Genomic DNA, 15699 nt, shown 5'->3' on the forward strand with positions numbered 1-15699 from the left:
ACGCTCACCTCCGGCTCGGAGCCACGCTCTGTCGTCGCCGTCTCCGTCCGCGACGGTGTTCGTCGGTCGCTGCACGTCGGCTCGCGTGTTCGTGCTCGGGTCGTATCGAGTCATGTCGGTGTCTCCGGAGTGTGTTCCCCGGCCGGCTCGTCCGCCTGACCGGCCGTCGCTTCGTGATCGTAGTAGAGGTGGCAGGCGACCGTACGCTCCCCGTCACCGTCCGGATCGACGTCTCGCGGTTTCCGGTCACAGACGTCCATCCGCTCCGGACAGCGCGTCTTGAACCGACACCCCTCCGGCATGTCGATCGGGTCGCCCGGCTCCCCACCGATCGTCGCCCGCTCGCGCTTGTGGTGCGGGTCGGGGATCGGGATCGACTGGATCAACGCCTTCGTGTACGGGTGTTTCGGGTCCGAGAGCAGCTCTCGCGTCTCGGCCTTTTCGACGATCCGACCCAGGTACATCACGTTGATCTCGTCACAGACGTACGAGACCGTCGAGAGGTCGTGGGAGATGTAGATCATCGAGACGCCGAACTCGCTGGTCAGATCGTTCAGCAGGTTGAGGATCGACGCCTGCGTCGAGACGTCGAGCATCGACGACGGCTCGTCGGCCAGGATCACCTCGGGATCGGTGATGAGCGCCCGGGCGATGGCGACCCGCTGTTTCTCCCCGCCCGAGAGCTGGTTCGGGAACTGCTGGATGTACTGGCTCGCGGGCGTCAGTCCGACCTTCTCGAGCATCTCCTCGATGTCGGACCGCTCGTAGTCGATGTCGTGTATCTCCAGCGGCTCGGCGATCGTCCGCCGAACGCTGAACTTCGGGTCCAGGGAGTTGAACGGGTCCTGGAACACGATCTGGACCTTCCGACGGAACTCCTTCCAGTCGGCCTTGCCGAACTCGCTCGTCGACTTCCCCTGGAACCGGATGTCGCCGTCCGTTGGGTCGTACAGACCCATCACGGTCCGAAGGAGCGTCGTCTTTCCACAACCGCTCTCGCCGATGACGCCCTGGACCTGGTTCTGCTCGAGCGTCATGTCCAGGTCGTCGACGGCGCGAACCAGCTTCGGCCCCTCCCCGAAGATGCGTTCCTTGACCGACTCGACGAAACTCGACGTCGTCTGGAAGTGTTTATCCACCGACTCGAGTTCGAGAACGGGGTCGGTCGCGCTCATTCTCCTCCCCCCAGGATGCTCTCCTCCTCGGCCTTCGGCTCGAGGTGTTCGGCCGCCAGTTCCTCCATCTCGTCGGCCCGGACGCACCAGGCCTGATGGTCGTCGTCGCCGGCGACGGCCTGGGCGTCGGGAGCACCCTCGCGGCACTCGGGTTGGGCCCACGGGCACCGGTCGGCGAACGTACAGAAGTCGACCTCGCCGCGCAGCTGCGGCGGGTGGCCGTCGATGACCGCCAGCTCGCGGTCCGGGAACCGGACGTCCGGGAACGCGTTCTGTAACAGGATCGCGTACGGGTGACGCGGCCTGTCGTACACGTCGACGACGCTTCCGGTCTCGGCGACCTGCCCGCCGTGCATCACGGCCATCGAGTCGCAGTTCTCGAAGACGACCGAGATGTCGTGGGTGATCATCAGCATGCTGATGTCCCAGTCGTCTTTGAGGCCGTTGATGTAGTCGATTATCTGGTCCTGCATGATCACGTCCAGCGCCGTCGTCGGCTCGTCGGCGATGATGAGGCTGGGCCGGAGGTACAGCGCGAACGCGATGATCGCCCGCTGTTGCATCCCGCCGGAGAACTGATGCGGGTAGTCGTGGATCCGCGACTCGGAGAGTCCGACGACCTCGAACAGCTCGCGAAGCCGGTCGATCGCCTCCGTTTTCGTGAGATCGGTGTGGTATTTGGCCATCTCAACCGCCTGGTTGCTCAGCTTCATCACCGGGTCCAGGCTGTTCATCGACGATTGGGGAATGACCGAGATCTCCTTCCAGCGGACGTTCTGGTTGAACTCCTTTTCGGAGTAGTCCTGGATCTCCTCGCCCTTGTACCGGATCGTCCCGGAGGTGACTTCGCCGTTGGCGTCGAGACCGCCCACGATGGCGTCCGCGATCGTGCTCTTGCCGCAACCGCTCTCGCCGACCAGCCCGAAGTAGTCGTGCCGGTTTATCGAGAACGACGCGTCGTTGACCGCGTGTACGTCGTTTCCTTTCTCCGTCCGGTAGCGAATGTCGACGTCTTCGAACTCGAGTATTGGGTCCGTCATTTACACAACCACCTCGTCGTCTCCGCTCCCCTCGTATCCGCGACCGAGGAGGTACAGCGACAGCACGGTCAACGCGATCATGATGCCCGGCGGGAACGTCCACCACCAGGCTTCAGCGATACGACCCGCTTGGTTGGCGTTCCGGATCATGATCCCCCACGTCGGCGTGAACGGGTCGGTGACGCCGATGAACGAGAGACCGGCCTGCTCGAGGATCGCCAGGCCGACCCCCATCGCGAAGAACAGCGCGGCCATGTTCGCGATGTTCGGGAGGATGTGTTTCCGCATGATCCACGGGGTGCTCGCCCCGGTCGCCCGCGCGGCCATGATGTACGGCCGTTGGTTTATCTGAAGCACCTGGGATCGTATCACCCTGGCTATGAACCGCCAGAGCACGAGTCCCAGGATGGCAACCGTGGTGTAGAATCCCGCCCCGAAGAACGTGATGAGAACGATCGCGAACGGGATGAAGGGGATCCCGTACATGAAGTCGACGAATCGCATGAGGAAACTCTCCGTCCGTCCGCCGACATATCCGGCCGTCATCCCGACCGTCAACCCGATCGTCATCATCAGGCCGCCGGCGAGCAGTCCGGTGATCAGCGTCGCGCGCGCCCCGTACAGCAGTCGCGAGAGGACGTCCTCGCCGCGGTCGTTCGTGCCGAGGGGATGCTCGAGCGACGGCTCGGCGTAGCGCATCAAGTCCCCGTCGTCGGTCGTCTGCTGGGTGTTGTACGAGTACGGTGCGATCGCCGGGCCGATCAGACCCATGACGAGGATGATCGCCAGGATCACGAAGGCGGCCCTCGTGATTCGCTCCTCCAGGAGGTTCCCTAGCGCCCGTCTCGCGATGATCGCGAGATCGCTATTGCGGTACGCGTGAACCTTGTCAGCGATGCTCATCGGTCTGTGCGGACCTCTCGATAGTGTGTATACTCTCCGTTATCGCCATTGTGGGGTGTATGTCGGCTTCTCACAATACTTAATAAAAGTTCGGGTGGGTGGGGTCGTTAGTCCGGGACGGCTCGGCGGTCCCGATCCGGACTCGGATCCGGTCGGACGGATTCACCGCCGATGTCGCTCGAGCTCCGTCTCGATGGTACCGGGACCGTGGGCTCCGTACAGTCGCGCCTCGACCGCGCCGTCACGCGTGAACAACACCGCGGGACCCGCGGTCAGGGAGTACTCCCGGTCGAGGAACTCCTTGTACGCCGAGCCGTACACCGCGAACGGCATCACGTCCTGTGGTTGCTCGAACACCGTCTCGAGGTCGCGTTTCGCGAGGTCGCATTTCTCGGAGTCGTCGAGCCACACGTACACGAGCGCCGGCGAGTAGATCCGCAACAGCTGCGGGAGCTGCGTCGCGGGAACGGGAACGAACGACTCGGGTGCGCCGTCGGACCGAACGTCGTCGTCTCGAAACAGCCGCAGGGACGGAAGCAGCTGTATCGGGTTTCCGTCCGTCTCGGCGTCGGCCCCCAGGCGCTCGGCGAGGACGCACAGCTCGGCGATCGTTCGCGGGTCCTCCTCGCCGAGCGCCGCGAGCGGTTCGACCGCGACGTCGTCGCCGACGGCCGCCTCGATCTCGGCGACGAAGTCCTCGTTCGTGTGTCCCTCGAATCGCGACAGGTGCGTTTCGACCGCTTCCTCGAATCCCTCGGAGAGCGTCACCGATCCCCCCTGGGTGGTGAGGACGCCGGACGCGAAAAGCGAGTTGTCGGCTGACATGGTGTCCCTACCCGGTCACCGTACCCACATAAACGCTTCCGCAGCGGAATCGCCCCGACACCGGCGGACGTAGCGGATTCCACGTTCGCCTTGATCCTCCAGAGACGGGTTCCTCACAGGCGTCCTCCGAATACGGAGTCGTTGAATACGGGGTCTTCACGGCGTATATCCAGAGTACGCGGACTCGTGGGGATCCCGGGGCCAATCTATATTACAGGGGGGATCGATCACCACGGGTGTGACCGTTCTGATAGCTGTCGGCGAGACCGAGGCCATGAACCGCGTCATCCCGCTCGGCTACGAGCTCGCGGAGAAATACGACGACACCGTCACCGCGTTCCACGTCGTTCCGCGAGCGGAGTTCGAGGACCACAAGGAAACCATCGAGAGTTCGAAACGATTTCACGACATCTCGATCACCCAGGAGAAGGAGAGCGCCGCCCGCTTCGCTCGCCGTGCGGTTCGGGATGCCGTCCCAGACTCCGACACCGCCCGCATCGACGCGCGTGGGGCCGTCGGAGAACCGTCCGATGAGATCGTCTCGATCGCGAACGAGGTCGATCCACGGTTCCTCGTGCTCGGCGGTCGGCGCCGGTCGCCCGTCGGGAAGGCGCTGTTCGGGAGCATCACCCAGGACGTGCTGCTTGACGTCGACTGTCCCGTCGTCACCGTGATGACGGACTGATCGGTCGGGCCGTTACTCGACGTTCCTCCGAAGGCTCCCCCTCCGAGTGCGTTCCTTCGAACGCCCTTCTCACGACGAAGTGCCCGTTCTCGCGAGCGAACCCGCCGGTACGTTCTTGACCCGTCGACGAAACGCGACGGTATGGTCGTGGTGAGGGACTTCGAACGGCCGGACGGGGAAACGATCGACGCGCTCGACGACTCCGATTCCGCGAGCGTTCACGAGGCGCTGGGGGAACGGACGGCGATGGACCCGGAGATCGGGCCGATAAACGAGGAGGTCAGGGTCTGTGGCCCGGCCTGTACGGTCCGGGTCCCGCCCGGCGACAACGCGATGGTCCATCTCGCGTCCGACCTGGCCGAACCGGGCGACGTCCTCGTCGTCGCCACGGAGTCGCGTCGGGCGGCCGTCTGGGGGGAGCTCCTCACGCGCAACGCGAAACGACGGGGGCTCGGCGGAGTCGTCACCGACGGGAACGTCCGGGACACGGACCACCTCGCGGAGAGCGAGTTCCCGGTGTTCTCCGCGGCCGTCTCGCAGGCGGGCGCGGTGAAGGAGACTCCCGGGTCGGTGAACGTACCGGTCTCCGTCGGCGGCGTCGCCGTCCGGCCGGGCGACGTGGTGGTCGGCGACCGGGACGGCGTCACCGTTGTTCCACGTGAGACGGCCGACGCCACCGCGGCGGCCGCGGCGGACGTCGCCGACCACGAGGCCGACCTGCGCGAGCGGATCGACGGCGGGGAGACGCTGGCCGACCTGCTCGGCGTTCACGACATGATCGACGACGCCGACGTCCGCGTGGTGGACTCGCCCGACGACGTCTGAGCGGGACCGGCGATCGCCTCGCCACACGACGGCACGCGCCGTTTGTCACACGACAACACTTACTATCGTCGTTCCGCATGTGTGAATCGGACGCATGACAGCGGACATCCCTGCGCCGGGGCTCGGGACGTACCGGGTCACGGACCACGACGACTGCGTCCGGAGCGTCCGGACCGCACTGGAGGAGGGGTATCGACACGTGGACACCGCGGAGGCGTACGGGAACGAGGTCCCCGTCGGCGAGGGGATCGCCGCCGCCGACGTCGACCGCGAGGACGTCTTCCTCGCCACCAAGGTGTTACACCCGAAGTTCACCGACGACTACTCGGCGACGAGCGTCAAGGAGAACGCACGCGCGTGTCTCGACCGGCTCGGGGTCGACCGCGTCGACCTCCTCTACGCCGTCCACTGGCCGGCCGACGGCTACGATCCGGAGGTGACGTTCGACGCCGTCGCCGACCTCCACGAGGAGGGGCTCTTCGACCGGCTCGGCGTCTGTAACATGACGCCAGCTCAGATCGACGAGGCACGCGAGGCGTCCGCCGTCCCGATCGACGCGCTTCAGGTGGAGCTACACCCGCTTCTCCCTCAGCCTCGGCTCCGGTCGTACTGTGAGTCACACGACATCGACCTCGTCGCGTACGCGCCCCTCGGGAACGGACGCGTCCTCGACGTTCCCGAACTCGCGGAGGTCGCCGACGCTCACGGCGTCAGTCCGGCGCGCGTCAGTATCGCGTGGGCCATCGAGAAGGGCGTCGTCCCCATCCCGAAGGCGACGAGCCGCGAGCACATCGCCGACAACGTCCGCGCGCGAGACCTCGACCTCTCGGCGGCGGACGTAGAGCGGATCGACGGGATCGACCGACGCGACCGCCAGTACGACCCGCCGTACGCCCCGGCCTGGTCGGGCTGACGGCGATCGAATCCGACCGAGTCCCACCGAAGGCGACGTTGGGCCTCCGTCTTCTCCGATCCCGTTCCACCACCTCCGCTTCGAGTCTCCGTTCTCGCTCCCGTCGCCACGTCCTTCCAGATCCGCGGTGCCGAACCGCTATCGCCGCGCTGCCGTGGGTGTGTTCAACATATCTGAACGCATGCGGTTCGGCGGCGGCGCTCGAGCCGACGATCCGGTCCCTGTAGCGGAGAACAGTCATTTCACTGTCCGTACGTCCCGAATCCCAGTATGGATTGTGAAACCACCACACGATTTCGTTCTATCATAATGAACGACCATGCGGTATCGCGGTTCCGGAACCGCGATTTCGCCGTCCTCGTCCCCGATCGACTCCGATCGCGGGGAGACACACATCACTGATTTAGCATATCCGAACAGATTAGTATCCATGGATCGATCGTTACGTATGACCGAACCATCGCGGAACCGGGTGGGAACCACCGAGAAGTCGCTCACGATCCTGGAGCACCTCCAGCAGGAGGACGGCGCCGGCGTCACCGAAGTCGCCACGACGCTCGATATGAGCAAGAGCACGGTCCACAGCCACCTGACGACGCTCGTCGACTGCGGGTACGTGACCCATCACGACAAGCAGTACCACGTCTCGACGAAGCTCCTCCGGCTCGGTGGCAGACTCCGCGATCAGTCACCGCTGTATCAGGCGGCGCGGATCGAGATGAAGTCGCTGGCCGCCGAGACCGACGGCGTGGTTCGTCTCTACCTCAAGGAGGGCGACGACGCGACGATGATCGCCCAGGAGGGGTACCATCCGGGTATTCGCGAACGACACCTCGGGGAACGAACCCCGCTCACCGAGTCGATCGCGGGGCCGGTGATGCTCGCCGAGCACGGACGGAGCGACGGAGAGTACTCCGACGACGGGGAAGAAGCCGATGACGCCGGGAATCCCGACGACGACGGGACCGTTACTCACTCCGAGATCGACGAGGCGGTCCGGGACCGGTTCGATCGCATCCACCGTCGCGGGTACGCGGTCGAGACGGGTGCGACAGGCTCCGATCGAACGTTCGCGGGCGCGCTCTCGCGTCGGGACGGCACCGTCATGGGCGCACTGACGGTGACGGTCCCGGGTGACGCCGCCAGCCCGCTCTCGGCGGGCGACCGCCTGCTCGAAGCGGTCGAGCGCGTCGAACTCTCGCTCACCTCCTGGTACGACTCCCACGCGACGTTCTCGCCGAAACACTCCTGGCACGTCCACTCGAACTGAGCCCCTCAGAGGTCGGACAGTTCGTCCGCCTCGGTCGCCTTCTCGACGATCTCTCTGGCCATCTCGAACGTCTCCTCGTCGATCACCTGTCCGTCGATCTCGATGGTCCCTCGCTCGTCGTGATCGGACGCGGTGTACGCCTCGTAGATCCGGCGTGCGCGTCGGACGTCCTGTGGACTCGGCGTGAAGATCTCGTTCGCGATGTGGATCTGGTTCGGGTGAACGACCGTCTTCCCGTCGAATCCGAGTGCACGGCTTCGCTGACACGCCGTTCGGAACCCCTGCGTGTCGCCCGTTTCGGGATACATCCCGTCTATCACCTGGATCCCCACCTCCCTCGCCGCGTTCACCACTCGGGAACGCGCGTACTCCCAGTGTTGTCCCGGCTCGGATTCCCCTCCGGTCTCTCCGACTCCGATGCTCGCCGCGTAGTCACCGGGACCGAACAGGAGCGCGGTCAACCGATCCACCGACCGGGCGATCCGCGTCGCGTTGTTGACCGCCGTCGCGCTCTCGAGCTGTGGAATCAGGCCGATCTCCCCCGTCTCCACCCCGGCGTTCACTTCGACCTGCCGCAACAACAGGTCGACGGCGTGGAGCTGTTCGACCTTCGAGACCTTCGGGACGATGACGCTGTCGATGCGGTCTCCGCCCGCGGTGACGGTCTCGATCAGATCGTCGTACCACCACCGCGTGGTGACGGCGTTGATCCGCACGGCGATCGACTTGTCCACGTCGGGATCCGAGGCGAGGAACTCGACGAGATCGCTCCGAGTTCGATCCTTTCGTTCCGAGAGGATGGCGTCCTCCAGATCGAGGAACAGCGCGTCCGCGTCCGTCGTGCGACCCTTTCGAATCAAGTCCTCGTCCGAAGCGGGCGTGATGAGGAGCGTGCGCCTGAGGTTCATAGCTATCGGATCCACACCCCGATGTAAAAATCCACGTGCGCGACGAATATTCGCGTCCGATCGCGCCGCCCGCCGTTCGTTCGCGTCCGATCCCACCGCCCGCCGTTCCCGTATTCGCGGCCCACTCGCGAACGGCGACCGTTCAGATGTCGGAGACGACGTCGTAGCCGTCGTCGAGCGCGGCAGCGTCTTCCGGGAGGAGAGCGACGACGAGGTGTTCGGCGTACTCCTCGAAGTACTCGACCACGCGCGCGATCCGGTCGGCGTCGATGACCTCGAGGGAATCGAGCAGCACGAACGGGACGTCCTCGTACACCTCGTGTGCCAGGTATCCCGCCAGCGCGAACACCAGCCCCGTCACGGCGCGCTCGCTTTCGGAGAGATGCGTCACGGAGTCCTGATAGCTCGTGCCCTCGTCGTTGGACCGGACGACGTGGAGTTCCGATTCCGTTCGAACGGCACCCGCCCCGCTCGGGTTTCGTTTCCGTCGTTCGATCCAGATCCGCTCGATGTTGTCGTACTCGAGGATGTCGAGGACGGCGGCCATGTGCTCGTTGAACGACTCCACCGCGTCCGCCTCGATGCGGTCGACGCGCGTTCGGAGGTCGACCAGTTCCTCCGTGAGCGTCTCGCGCTCGTCCTCGAGGCGCTCCCGCTCTCCGATCGACGCTTCCGCCTCGTCGATCTCGTCGTCGACCTCCTCCATCTCGGTCTCGAGCCGATCGATTTCGAGTTCGAGTTCGGTGGCATCGCGGTGGAGCCCGATGACCTCGTCGTAGTCGGGACCGCCGGTGTTCCGCGCTTCCGATTCCAACCTCTCGATCTCGGCCTCCTTTTCGTCGATATCCGCGTTCAACTCGTCGATCCGTGCGTGACACCGTTCGAGTTCGGCGATCACGTCGGACAGCCGATCCTCCGCCCTCTCGATCTCGCGAGTCCGATCGACGACCGTCGACCGGCGTTCGGAGAGGTCATCGATCCGCGTCTGGAGTTCGTTCCGGTCGGAGAGCTTCTCCTCGTGAAGGCTCCGAAGCCGCTCGATCGTCTCCTCGATCGCGGCCCGCTCGACCCGTGACCCACACGACCAGCAGACGGTCCGATCCCCGTCGGTGACCAGCGCGTCGGTCACCTCCTCGTCGGTGTCCTCGCGTTCGTCGCCGAGATCGACGTCGAGCTTCCCGTCGGTCAACATGTCCTCGTTGAAATTGACGACGCTCCGAAGCTCCCCGAGCGTGTCGTCGAGGTCTCGCTTCCGTTCACGTAGATCGTCGATGCGGTCGTCGATCCGATCCGGATCGGTCTCCGGTACATCGACCTGCTCGAGTTCGGACTCGAGTTCCGTACGCTCCGTCTCGAGTTCCTCGACGGTCGCCTCCTCCGTCGAGCGCTCGAATCGAAGGTCTTCCAGCTCCGATCGTGCCCGTCGAACCGTTTCGAACGCGTCGTCGATCTCCTCGCGTCGCTCGCGGCTCTCCTCGATGTCGGCGTCCGCCCGCTCGATGGCGTCTTCCACCTCCTCGAGTTCCGTCCGTTTCCGATCGAGCTGTTCGCGGAGGTCGTTCCGTTCCGATTCGAGCCGCGGCAGCTCCGTTTCGATCCCCTCGAGTTCCGCGATGCGATCGTCGACCGCGTTCCGCTCGCGCGTTCGCTCCTCGATGGTCGCTTCGATCGCGTCCACGTCGATCGGGCGCATGATCACTTCCCGGAGGTCCTCTCCGCGTGCGACGGCCGACCGTGCCTCGTTATCCCCGAGCAGGAACGCGAACAGGTCCGCGGCGGTCGGGTCGTCGAGGTACGGATCCCCCTCGAAGACGACCCGCCCGTCCCGTCGCGTCAGCGTCCGCGAGTACGTCTCACCGTCGACGTCGATCGTTACCTCCCCCTCGTCGGCGTCGCCCTTCAGCGAGGGGCGAGTGCTTCCGAGTCCCGCCATGATCGCCTGTAGGAACGAGGACCGATGCGTGGCGTTTCGCCCGCGTAACAGGGTCACGCCGGAAGAGAGGTCGACCGTGGTCCGGTCGATCCCGCCGATGTTCCGCGCGCGTACATGAACGGACTCCAGCGCCACTTCACTCCGTGACATCGTGTACGCACACACTCCCCCGTCGGTAAATACTTGTGTCTCGTCGTCACTCGGTCGCACAACCGCACCCGCCCCGTTCGAGCAGCTCTCCCACCCGGTAGTCGGTTCCGCAAGCGCCGCACGTCACTCGAACGTCCACGAACACCTCGTACGGGCGGTCGGCGAGTTCGTCCGCGTCCGCGAGCGAATCGACAGCCGAGTCGGCGACCGCCTCCGTCCGCCCCGCGAGTCGTTCTATCGTCTCTCGCCGCTCGTCGAGACGGTTCCCGTTCCCCTCCGGCGGACGGGCGTTCCGATCGGTCGTGAGGTAGGTGTGGACCGTCTGGTGGCTCACGAAGTCCTCGAGGACGGCGTCCACGTCGACCCCGCGTCGTTCGAGCTCCCGCCGCGTCCGGAGCGTCTCCGATCGTGGGACGTCATCGGCGGTGAGCGTCCGATGGGCGCTCTCGACGTCGGACTGCGTTACCGATCCGCCGGCCTCCCGCATGGCGGTTCCGAGAACCGTTCGGTTGAACTCCTCGGCGAGCGACCGGAGGCTGGTCCGTTCGCCGTCCTCGGCCGTCCAGGCCGCCTCGAGCTCCGTACCGAGCCCCTCGAGGTCGTATTTCTCGATCATCCGCTCGACCTTGCTCGTCGAACCGGATCCGGCGTCGTCCATACGCCCGATCCGACCTTTTGCTTTACAAAAGTACTGATGTAAAGTGACTCGACCGCCGAAGGTCGACCGTGCCGGATCTGAAACATACGATATCGTACTATTCAATCGACTATTACTAAGACATACATTACTTCGACACCCGATCGGCGTTCAGGTGACAGCCGATCGAACCTCGCGGAGTGGAAAGCGTACTCCGCCGGCACGTTCGAGGGTTCGGTCCTACCGATTCGTGTCCGGTGATCCCACTCGATCGTAGAACCGGCCAGAAATCCGTTTCTTCGACGATATCAGTACACTTCTCTCGAACGCTAACGATCCGATCGGTTCTCGGAGGAAGTGTCACCGCTGGTGTCGGTGGCGTCGTCGATGGTGTCGGTGGCGTCGCCGGCATCGTCCGGATAGTCAGCCGGCGATCTCTCTGTCTATAACGTATCAGAAAAAAGTGTATCAAATTATATTGATAATTCTGGATCGTCCGTGGACCCGCCGACGCGGTCGGCGTTCCCGGCTACCGACCTTTTTAAAACCCTGACCGCCATACTTTCGGAAGAATGGCCGACCCGAAGGACACGATCACGATAGAGAACGTCGTCGCCTCTACCGGGATCGGACAGGAACTCGACCTTCAGAGCGTCGCGATGGACCTCGAGGGGGCGGACTACGACCCCGAGCAGTTCCCCGGACTCGTCTACCGGACCGCGGAGCCGAAGTCGGCGGCACTCATCTTCCGTTCCGGAAAGATCGTCTGTACCGGCGCGAACTCGACGGAAGCGGTCCACGAGAGCCTCGATATCGTCTTCGAGAAGCTCCGCGCGCTCGACATCCCGATCGAGGACGACCCCGAGATCACGGTCCAGAACATCGTCACCTCCGCCGATCTCGGCGAGAGCCTCAACCTCAACGCGATCGCCATCGGACTCGGGCTGGAGCACATCGAGTACGAGCCCGAGCAGTTCCCCGGACTGGTCTACCGGATCGACGAGCCCGACGTCGTCGCCCTGCTCTTCGGCAGCGGCAAGCTCGTCGTCACCGGCGGAACCGACCCGTCCGACGCGGCCGCCGCCGTCGACGTGATCGTCGAGGAGCTGTCGGGGCTCGGCCTCCTCGAGTGACGCGACGCGCGTCCGGATCCCGTCGGCCCTTTTAGCCTCCGCCGCCTACGCCGGGTATGCCCGCTCAGACGGTGACGCCGCTGTCGGTGCTCGTGACGACCGTCACCTTCGCGCTGTTCCTCTCCGTCACCGCCCACGTGGCCGCCCGGAACGTCCTCGGCGACGTCGACCCGCGGCGCGCGCTGTACGTCGGTCCGCTCCCCGCCGTCGTCAGCGTCGTCGGCGGTGGGTTCGCCGTCCCGGCGGCCGTGACCGTGACGGTCGCGTTCGCCCTCGACGCCGTCATGTTCAAGTGGAGCTACGAGCAGCCGCCGCGGGTCGTCGCGGTCATGACCGTTATCCACGCCGCCGTCACGATCCTCGTCGGGGTCGTTCTCGGCGGGATCGCCCTGCTGCTCTCGACGCGTCCGGCGTGACCCGGCTTCATGCCCTCGATGCCGGCTGAGACGGCCGTTCACGGCTGCGGCGGTGACCCCTCGTAGGCGTCGTGATCGCCGTAGAAGTTCAACGTCGCGAACTTCAGCTTCTCGGGGTCGACGTCGAGCAGTTCCTCGCGCTCCTCGGGAGGGAACGCCCCGCGCACGGAGTACTTTCCCATGTCGGCGGTCGTGTACCGCCGGTCGGCGAGGATCCGAACGCCGAAGTCGTCCGGGCCGCGGATCACCCGGCCGATCGCCTGCCGCGTCTTCCGGACCGTCGGGATCTCGACGGCGTACGCCCAACCGGGGTCCCGGGCGCGGTCGCGGTCGGCGAACGCCCGGTCGTAGGCGTCCTGAACCGCCTCCATCCGGTCCGAGAGGTGCGGGTACGGGACGCCGACCACGACGACCGTCCGGGCGTCGTCGCCGTCGAAGCTCACCCCCTCCGCGAGCGTCCCCCACAGCGAGGTGAAGAGCGCGGCGTCGTCGCTCGCGACGAACCGCCGACGCAGCTCCTCCTCGTCCTCGGCGGGGCCGTCGAGGTACAGCGAGCCGAGGTCCGCGCCCGCGAGGCCGCCGTCGCCGCCGAGCCGTTCGTGGTAGCGTTCGGCCTCGCCGTACGAGGGGAAGAAGACGAGCGTGTTTCCCGGTGTGAACCGGATCGCGTCGCGGAGGAGCCCGGCCACCGCTTCCTGGGTCTCCGGGTCGTTCCGCTCGGAGGCGAAAAGCGGCGGCGTGTCGACCGCGAACGTCCGCCGGTTCTCCGCCGGGTACCCCATCCCGTACGCGAGGGTGGCGACGTCCTCCACGCCGAGCACGTCCTCGGTCACGTCGAAGGGGCGGAGCGTCGCGCTCATCAGCACCGAGGCGGCGACCTCATCGAACAGCGCCGAGGTGACCGAACGCGGGATACAGGTGTAGAGCTCGGCGCGCCCGTACACCTCGTCGGTGCCGCCGTCGCGGCGCACGGAGACCACCGGGTACTGCCCGAGCGCGGTCCCCTCCTCCATCCACGTCGAGACGAACCGGGCGGCCTGGAGGGTGCGACACTCCGCCCGGCTCGTCACCTCGCCCTCGCGGTAGGCCCGCTCGTACTCCTCGTCGATCGCCTTCCCGAGCTGGACGGCCAACTCGAGCTCGGCGTCGATTCCCCGGCCCTCGTACCGCTCGAGGAAGGCGAGCGTGAGGTCGTCGCGGCGGTCGTCGTTGGCGATCGACACGTCCTCCCAGCCCTCGCCGACGGACTCGCGCGCGCCGAAGCCGAGCGCCCCGTCGTACGCGTCGACGAGGGCGTCGCGGAACGCCGAGAGCACGTTTTCGGCGGGCTCGGCGCGGGAGTCGTCGCTGTCGGCGAGCTCCTCGAGGGCGGCGTCGAGGGTGTTCTCCGTGAGCGACCGGGAGGCGTGTTCGCGGGCGGCGTCCTCGACGTTGTGCGCCTCGTCGAACACGGTGATTATCTCCGAGGGATCGCGGTCGATCCACCGGAAGAACTGCTCGCGGATGTTCGGATCGAGCAGGTGGTGGTAGTTACAGACGACGAGGTCGACGCCCTCCATCCCCTCCTTCAACAGCTCGTAGCCGCACAGGTCGCGCTCCTCGGCGTAGTCGTAGACGTCCTCTGGGGTCCGCACGTCCTCGAAGAGCCACTCGAAGAAGCCGTCCGTGTCCCGCGTCAGGTTGTTGTGGTAGCGCTCACAGACGTTGGCCGACTCGAACTCGTCGATCTCGTCCTCGAGGTCGTCGAGCTCGTCCATGATCGCCTCGCGGGCCTCCGCGGCCCCCGCGTCGCCCTCGCGGCTCTCCGCGAGGAGTTCGCGCTGGCGCTGCTCGAGTTCGCGCTTCTCGGACTCCGTCTCCACCATCGAGCGGGTGGCGTCCCGGAGGGTCTGACACTCCTGGTAGTCGACGCCGATGTGACACATCGAGGACTTCCCCTTGAAGACGACCGCGCGGATCGGTTCGGTCCGCGTGATCGCCCGCGCGTCCTCGACGAACTGGCGCATCTGCTGGTGGACGTTCGTCGTGATGACGACCGTCCGGTCGTTCTCTCGTGCGTGCTCGAGCGCGGGAACGAGCGCGGAGAGGGTCTTCCCCGTCCCCGGCGCGCCCTCGAACAGCACGTCTTGGCCCCGAGAGAGCGCGTTGGCGACTCGATCCATCGCCTCGCGCTGGTTCGGGTACGGCTCCTCGTAGGGGAAGAACCGAAGGTGCGGCGACTCTGACACGGTCGCGGCTTCGTCGGCATCGGGCAAAAGGGGTGGGGTACCTCGGCGGAAGTGGTCGATCGACGAAACCCCGTGTAATTAGGACTCACCGTATATATCCGTTGAGGTTCCGTGCGGCGCGAACGCACATTTCCGGCATATATTACCGGTTGTCGGGCGACGAGCGGGGTATGGCGACCGAAACCGCGACGGCGACGGACGTATCGACCGACACCAGACACTGGCAAGCGGGGGTGGCCGGCGGACTGTTCGGGGGACTCGTGTTCGGCGCGATGATGTCGGTGATGACTCCCGGCGTCCTACAGATGGGGATCCCCGCGATGTACGGCATCGAGGGCCCTGCCGGCGCCCTCGGCTGGGTGATCCACATGTCCCACGGTGCCGTCATCGGTCTCGGATTCGCCGTGATCGCGGGTCTAAAGCCGGATATCGGCGACTCGATCGGAACGAGTCTCGGCGTCGGCGCGGGCTACGGTCTCCTCGTCTGGGTCGCGCTCGCCGTGATCGTGATGCCGATCTGGCTCGGTGCCGTCGGGTTCCCGGGCACACCGCCGCTGCCGAACGTCGGCGTCGAGAGCCTCGTCGGCCACGTCGTCTACGGTGTGGTCCTCGGCGGCGTCTACTCGACGATGGCGAACTGATCGGTGCGACAGGATCC

The 15699-nt window shown here is 65.7% G+C and carries 15 protein-coding genes; 7 read left to right on the forward strand and 8 right to left on the reverse strand.

Going from position 1 to position 15699, the window contains the following annotated elements; genetic code table 11:
* Positions 1-110: 110 nt before the first annotated feature.
* From FN829_RS07005 to FN829_RS07020, 4 genes are all read right to left on the reverse strand, one after another.
* A complete protein-coding gene (locus tag FN829_RS07005) occupies positions 111-1175 on the reverse strand; it encodes an oligopeptide/dipeptide ABC transporter ATP-binding protein (protein WP_142986273.1) in 1065 nt (354 codons plus the stop codon).
* A complete protein-coding gene (locus FN829_RS07010; protein WP_142986274.1) occupies positions 1172-2215 on the reverse strand; it encodes an ABC transporter ATP-binding protein in 1044 nt (347 codons plus the stop codon). Before FN829_RS07010 ends, FN829_RS07005 begins: the two co-directional genes overlap by 4 nt.
* The gene (locus FN829_RS07015; RefSeq protein WP_142986275.1) at positions 2216-3118 is read right to left on the reverse strand and encodes an ABC transporter permease; all 903 of its coding nucleotides are present in this window, start codon (positions 3116-3118) and stop codon (positions 2216-2218) included.
* 162 nt (positions 3119-3280) lie between these two features.
* Entirely contained in the window at positions 3281-3943 is a 663-nt protein-coding gene (locus tag FN829_RS07020; RefSeq protein ID WP_142986276.1) for a hypothetical protein, read from the reverse strand.
* A gap of 238 nt (positions 3944-4181) precedes the next feature.
* On the opposite strand from FN829_RS07020, the gene FN829_RS07025 reads away from it, so the two are divergent.
* From FN829_RS07025 to FN829_RS07040, 4 genes are all read left to right on the forward strand, one after another.
* A complete protein-coding gene (locus tag FN829_RS07025) occupies positions 4182-4628 on the forward strand; it encodes a universal stress protein (protein ID WP_221929826.1) in 447 nt (148 codons plus the stop codon).
* Positions 4629-4769: 141 nt separating this feature from the next.
* Entirely contained in the window at positions 4770-5453 is a 684-nt protein-coding gene (locus FN829_RS07030) for a 4-carboxy-4-hydroxy-2-oxoadipate aldolase/oxaloacetate decarboxylase (RefSeq protein WP_142986277.1), read from the forward strand.
* A 94-nt stretch (positions 5454-5547) separates the two neighbouring features.
* Positions 5548-6366 carry an aldo/keto reductase gene (locus FN829_RS07035; protein ID WP_142986278.1) on the forward strand — a complete coding sequence of 273 codons (819 nt, stop codon included), beginning with the start codon at positions 5548-5550 and terminating at the stop codon, positions 6364-6366.
* A gap of 448 nt (positions 6367-6814) precedes the next feature.
* Positions 6815-7636 (forward strand): IclR family transcriptional regulator, encoded by an 822-nt coding sequence (locus tag FN829_RS07040; RefSeq protein WP_185955708.1) that lies wholly within the window; start codon positions 6815-6817, stop codon positions 7634-7636.
* Positions 7637-7641: 5 nt separating this feature from the next.
* Here the strand turns inward: FN829_RS07040 and FN829_RS07045 are convergent, their stop codons facing one another.
* From FN829_RS07045 to rdfA, 3 genes are all read right to left on the reverse strand, one after another.
* Positions 7642-8544, reverse strand: coding sequence for an HpcH/HpaI aldolase/citrate lyase family protein (locus tag FN829_RS07045; RefSeq protein WP_142986280.1), 903 nt, complete (start codon positions 8542-8544; stop codon positions 7642-7644).
* Positions 8545-8686: 142 nt separating this feature from the next.
* A complete protein-coding gene (locus FN829_RS07050) occupies positions 8687-10627 on the reverse strand; it encodes an archaea-specific SMC-related protein (protein ID WP_142986281.1) in 1941 nt (646 codons plus the stop codon).
* A gap of 46 nt (positions 10628-10673) precedes the next feature.
* Positions 10674-11285 carry a rod-determining factor RdfA gene (gene rdfA, locus FN829_RS07055; RefSeq protein WP_185955709.1) on the reverse strand — a complete coding sequence of 204 codons (612 nt, stop codon included), beginning with the start codon at positions 11283-11285 and terminating at the stop codon, positions 10674-10676.
* 551 nt (positions 11286-11836) lie between these two features.
* Between rdfA and FN829_RS07060 the strand changes: the two genes are divergently transcribed.
* Both FN829_RS07060 and FN829_RS07065 read left to right on the forward strand, forming a co-directional pair.
* Positions 11837-12397, forward strand: coding sequence for a TATA-box-binding protein (locus tag FN829_RS07060; protein WP_142986282.1), 561 nt, complete (start codon positions 11837-11839; stop codon positions 12395-12397).
* A gap of 56 nt (positions 12398-12453) precedes the next feature.
* The gene (locus tag FN829_RS07065; protein WP_142986283.1) at positions 12454-12813 is read left to right on the forward strand and encodes a DUF7473 family protein; all 360 of its coding nucleotides are present in this window, start codon (positions 12454-12456) and stop codon (positions 12811-12813) included.
* 38 nt (positions 12814-12851) lie between these two features.
* Here the strand turns inward: FN829_RS07065 and FN829_RS07070 are convergent, their stop codons facing one another.
* Positions 12852-15041 (reverse strand): ATP-dependent DNA helicase, encoded by a 2190-nt coding sequence (locus FN829_RS07070; RefSeq protein WP_142986284.1) that lies wholly within the window; start codon positions 15039-15041, stop codon positions 12852-12854.
* A 170-nt stretch (positions 15042-15211) separates the two neighbouring features.
* Between FN829_RS07070 and FN829_RS07075 the strand changes: the two genes are divergently transcribed.
* Complete coding sequence (locus FN829_RS07075; RefSeq protein WP_142986285.1) at positions 15212-15682, forward strand: histidine kinase; 471 nt, start codon at positions 15212-15214, stop codon at positions 15680-15682.
* Positions 15683-15699 lie beyond the last annotated feature (17 nt).

This window comes from Halorubrum cibi (genome assembly GCF_900182635.1).
In the GTDB taxonomy this organism is placed as follows: Archaea; Halobacteriota; Halobacteria; order Halobacteriales; family Haloferacaceae; genus Halorubrum; species Halorubrum cibi.

What these genes read in the sequence shown, in the direction of transcription:
- FN829_RS07010 (WP_142986274.1), bottom strand. Translation starts at nt 2,215, where the DNA reads ATGACGGACCCAATACTCGAGTTCGAAGACGTCGACATTCGCTACCGG.
- FN829_RS07015 (WP_142986275.1), bottom strand. Translation starts at nt 3,118, where the DNA reads ATGAGCATCGCTGACAAGGTTCACGCGTACCGCAATAGCGATCTCGCG.
- FN829_RS07005 (WP_142986273.1), bottom strand. Translation starts at nt 1,175, where the DNA reads ATGAGCGCGACCGACCCCGTTCTCGAACTCGAGTCGGTGGATAAACAC.
- FN829_RS07065 (WP_142986283.1), top strand. Translation starts at nt 12,454, where the DNA reads ATGCCCGCTCAGACGGTGACGCCGCTGTCGGTGCTCGTGACGACCGTC.
- FN829_RS07075 (WP_142986285.1), top strand. Translation starts at nt 15,212, where the DNA reads ATGGCGACCGAAACCGCGACGGCGACGGACGTATCGACCGACACCAGA.
- FN829_RS07030 (WP_142986277.1), top strand. Translation starts at nt 4,770, where the DNA reads ATGGTCGTGGTGAGGGACTTCGAACGGCCGGACGGGGAAACGATCGAC.
- FN829_RS07060 (WP_142986282.1), top strand. Translation starts at nt 11,837, where the DNA reads ATGGCCGACCCGAAGGACACGATCACGATAGAGAACGTCGTCGCCTCT.
- FN829_RS07035 (WP_142986278.1), top strand. Translation starts at nt 5,548, where the DNA reads ATGACAGCGGACATCCCTGCGCCGGGGCTCGGGACGTACCGGGTCACG.
- FN829_RS07020 (WP_142986276.1), bottom strand. Translation starts at nt 3,943, where the DNA reads ATGTCAGCCGACAACTCGCTTTTCGCGTCCGGCGTCCTCACCACCCAG.
- FN829_RS07040 (WP_185955708.1), top strand. Translation starts at nt 6,815, where the DNA reads ATGACCGAACCATCGCGGAACCGGGTGGGAACCACCGAGAAGTCGCTC.
- FN829_RS07045 (WP_142986280.1), bottom strand. Translation starts at nt 8,544, where the DNA reads ATGAACCTCAGGCGCACGCTCCTCATCACGCCCGCTTCGGACGAGGAC.
- FN829_RS07050 (WP_142986281.1), bottom strand. Translation starts at nt 10,627, where the DNA reads ATGTCACGGAGTGAAGTGGCGCTGGAGTCCGTTCATGTACGCGCGCGG.
- rdfA (WP_185955709.1), bottom strand. Translation starts at nt 11,285, where the DNA reads ATGGACGACGCCGGATCCGGTTCGACGAGCAAGGTCGAGCGGATGATC.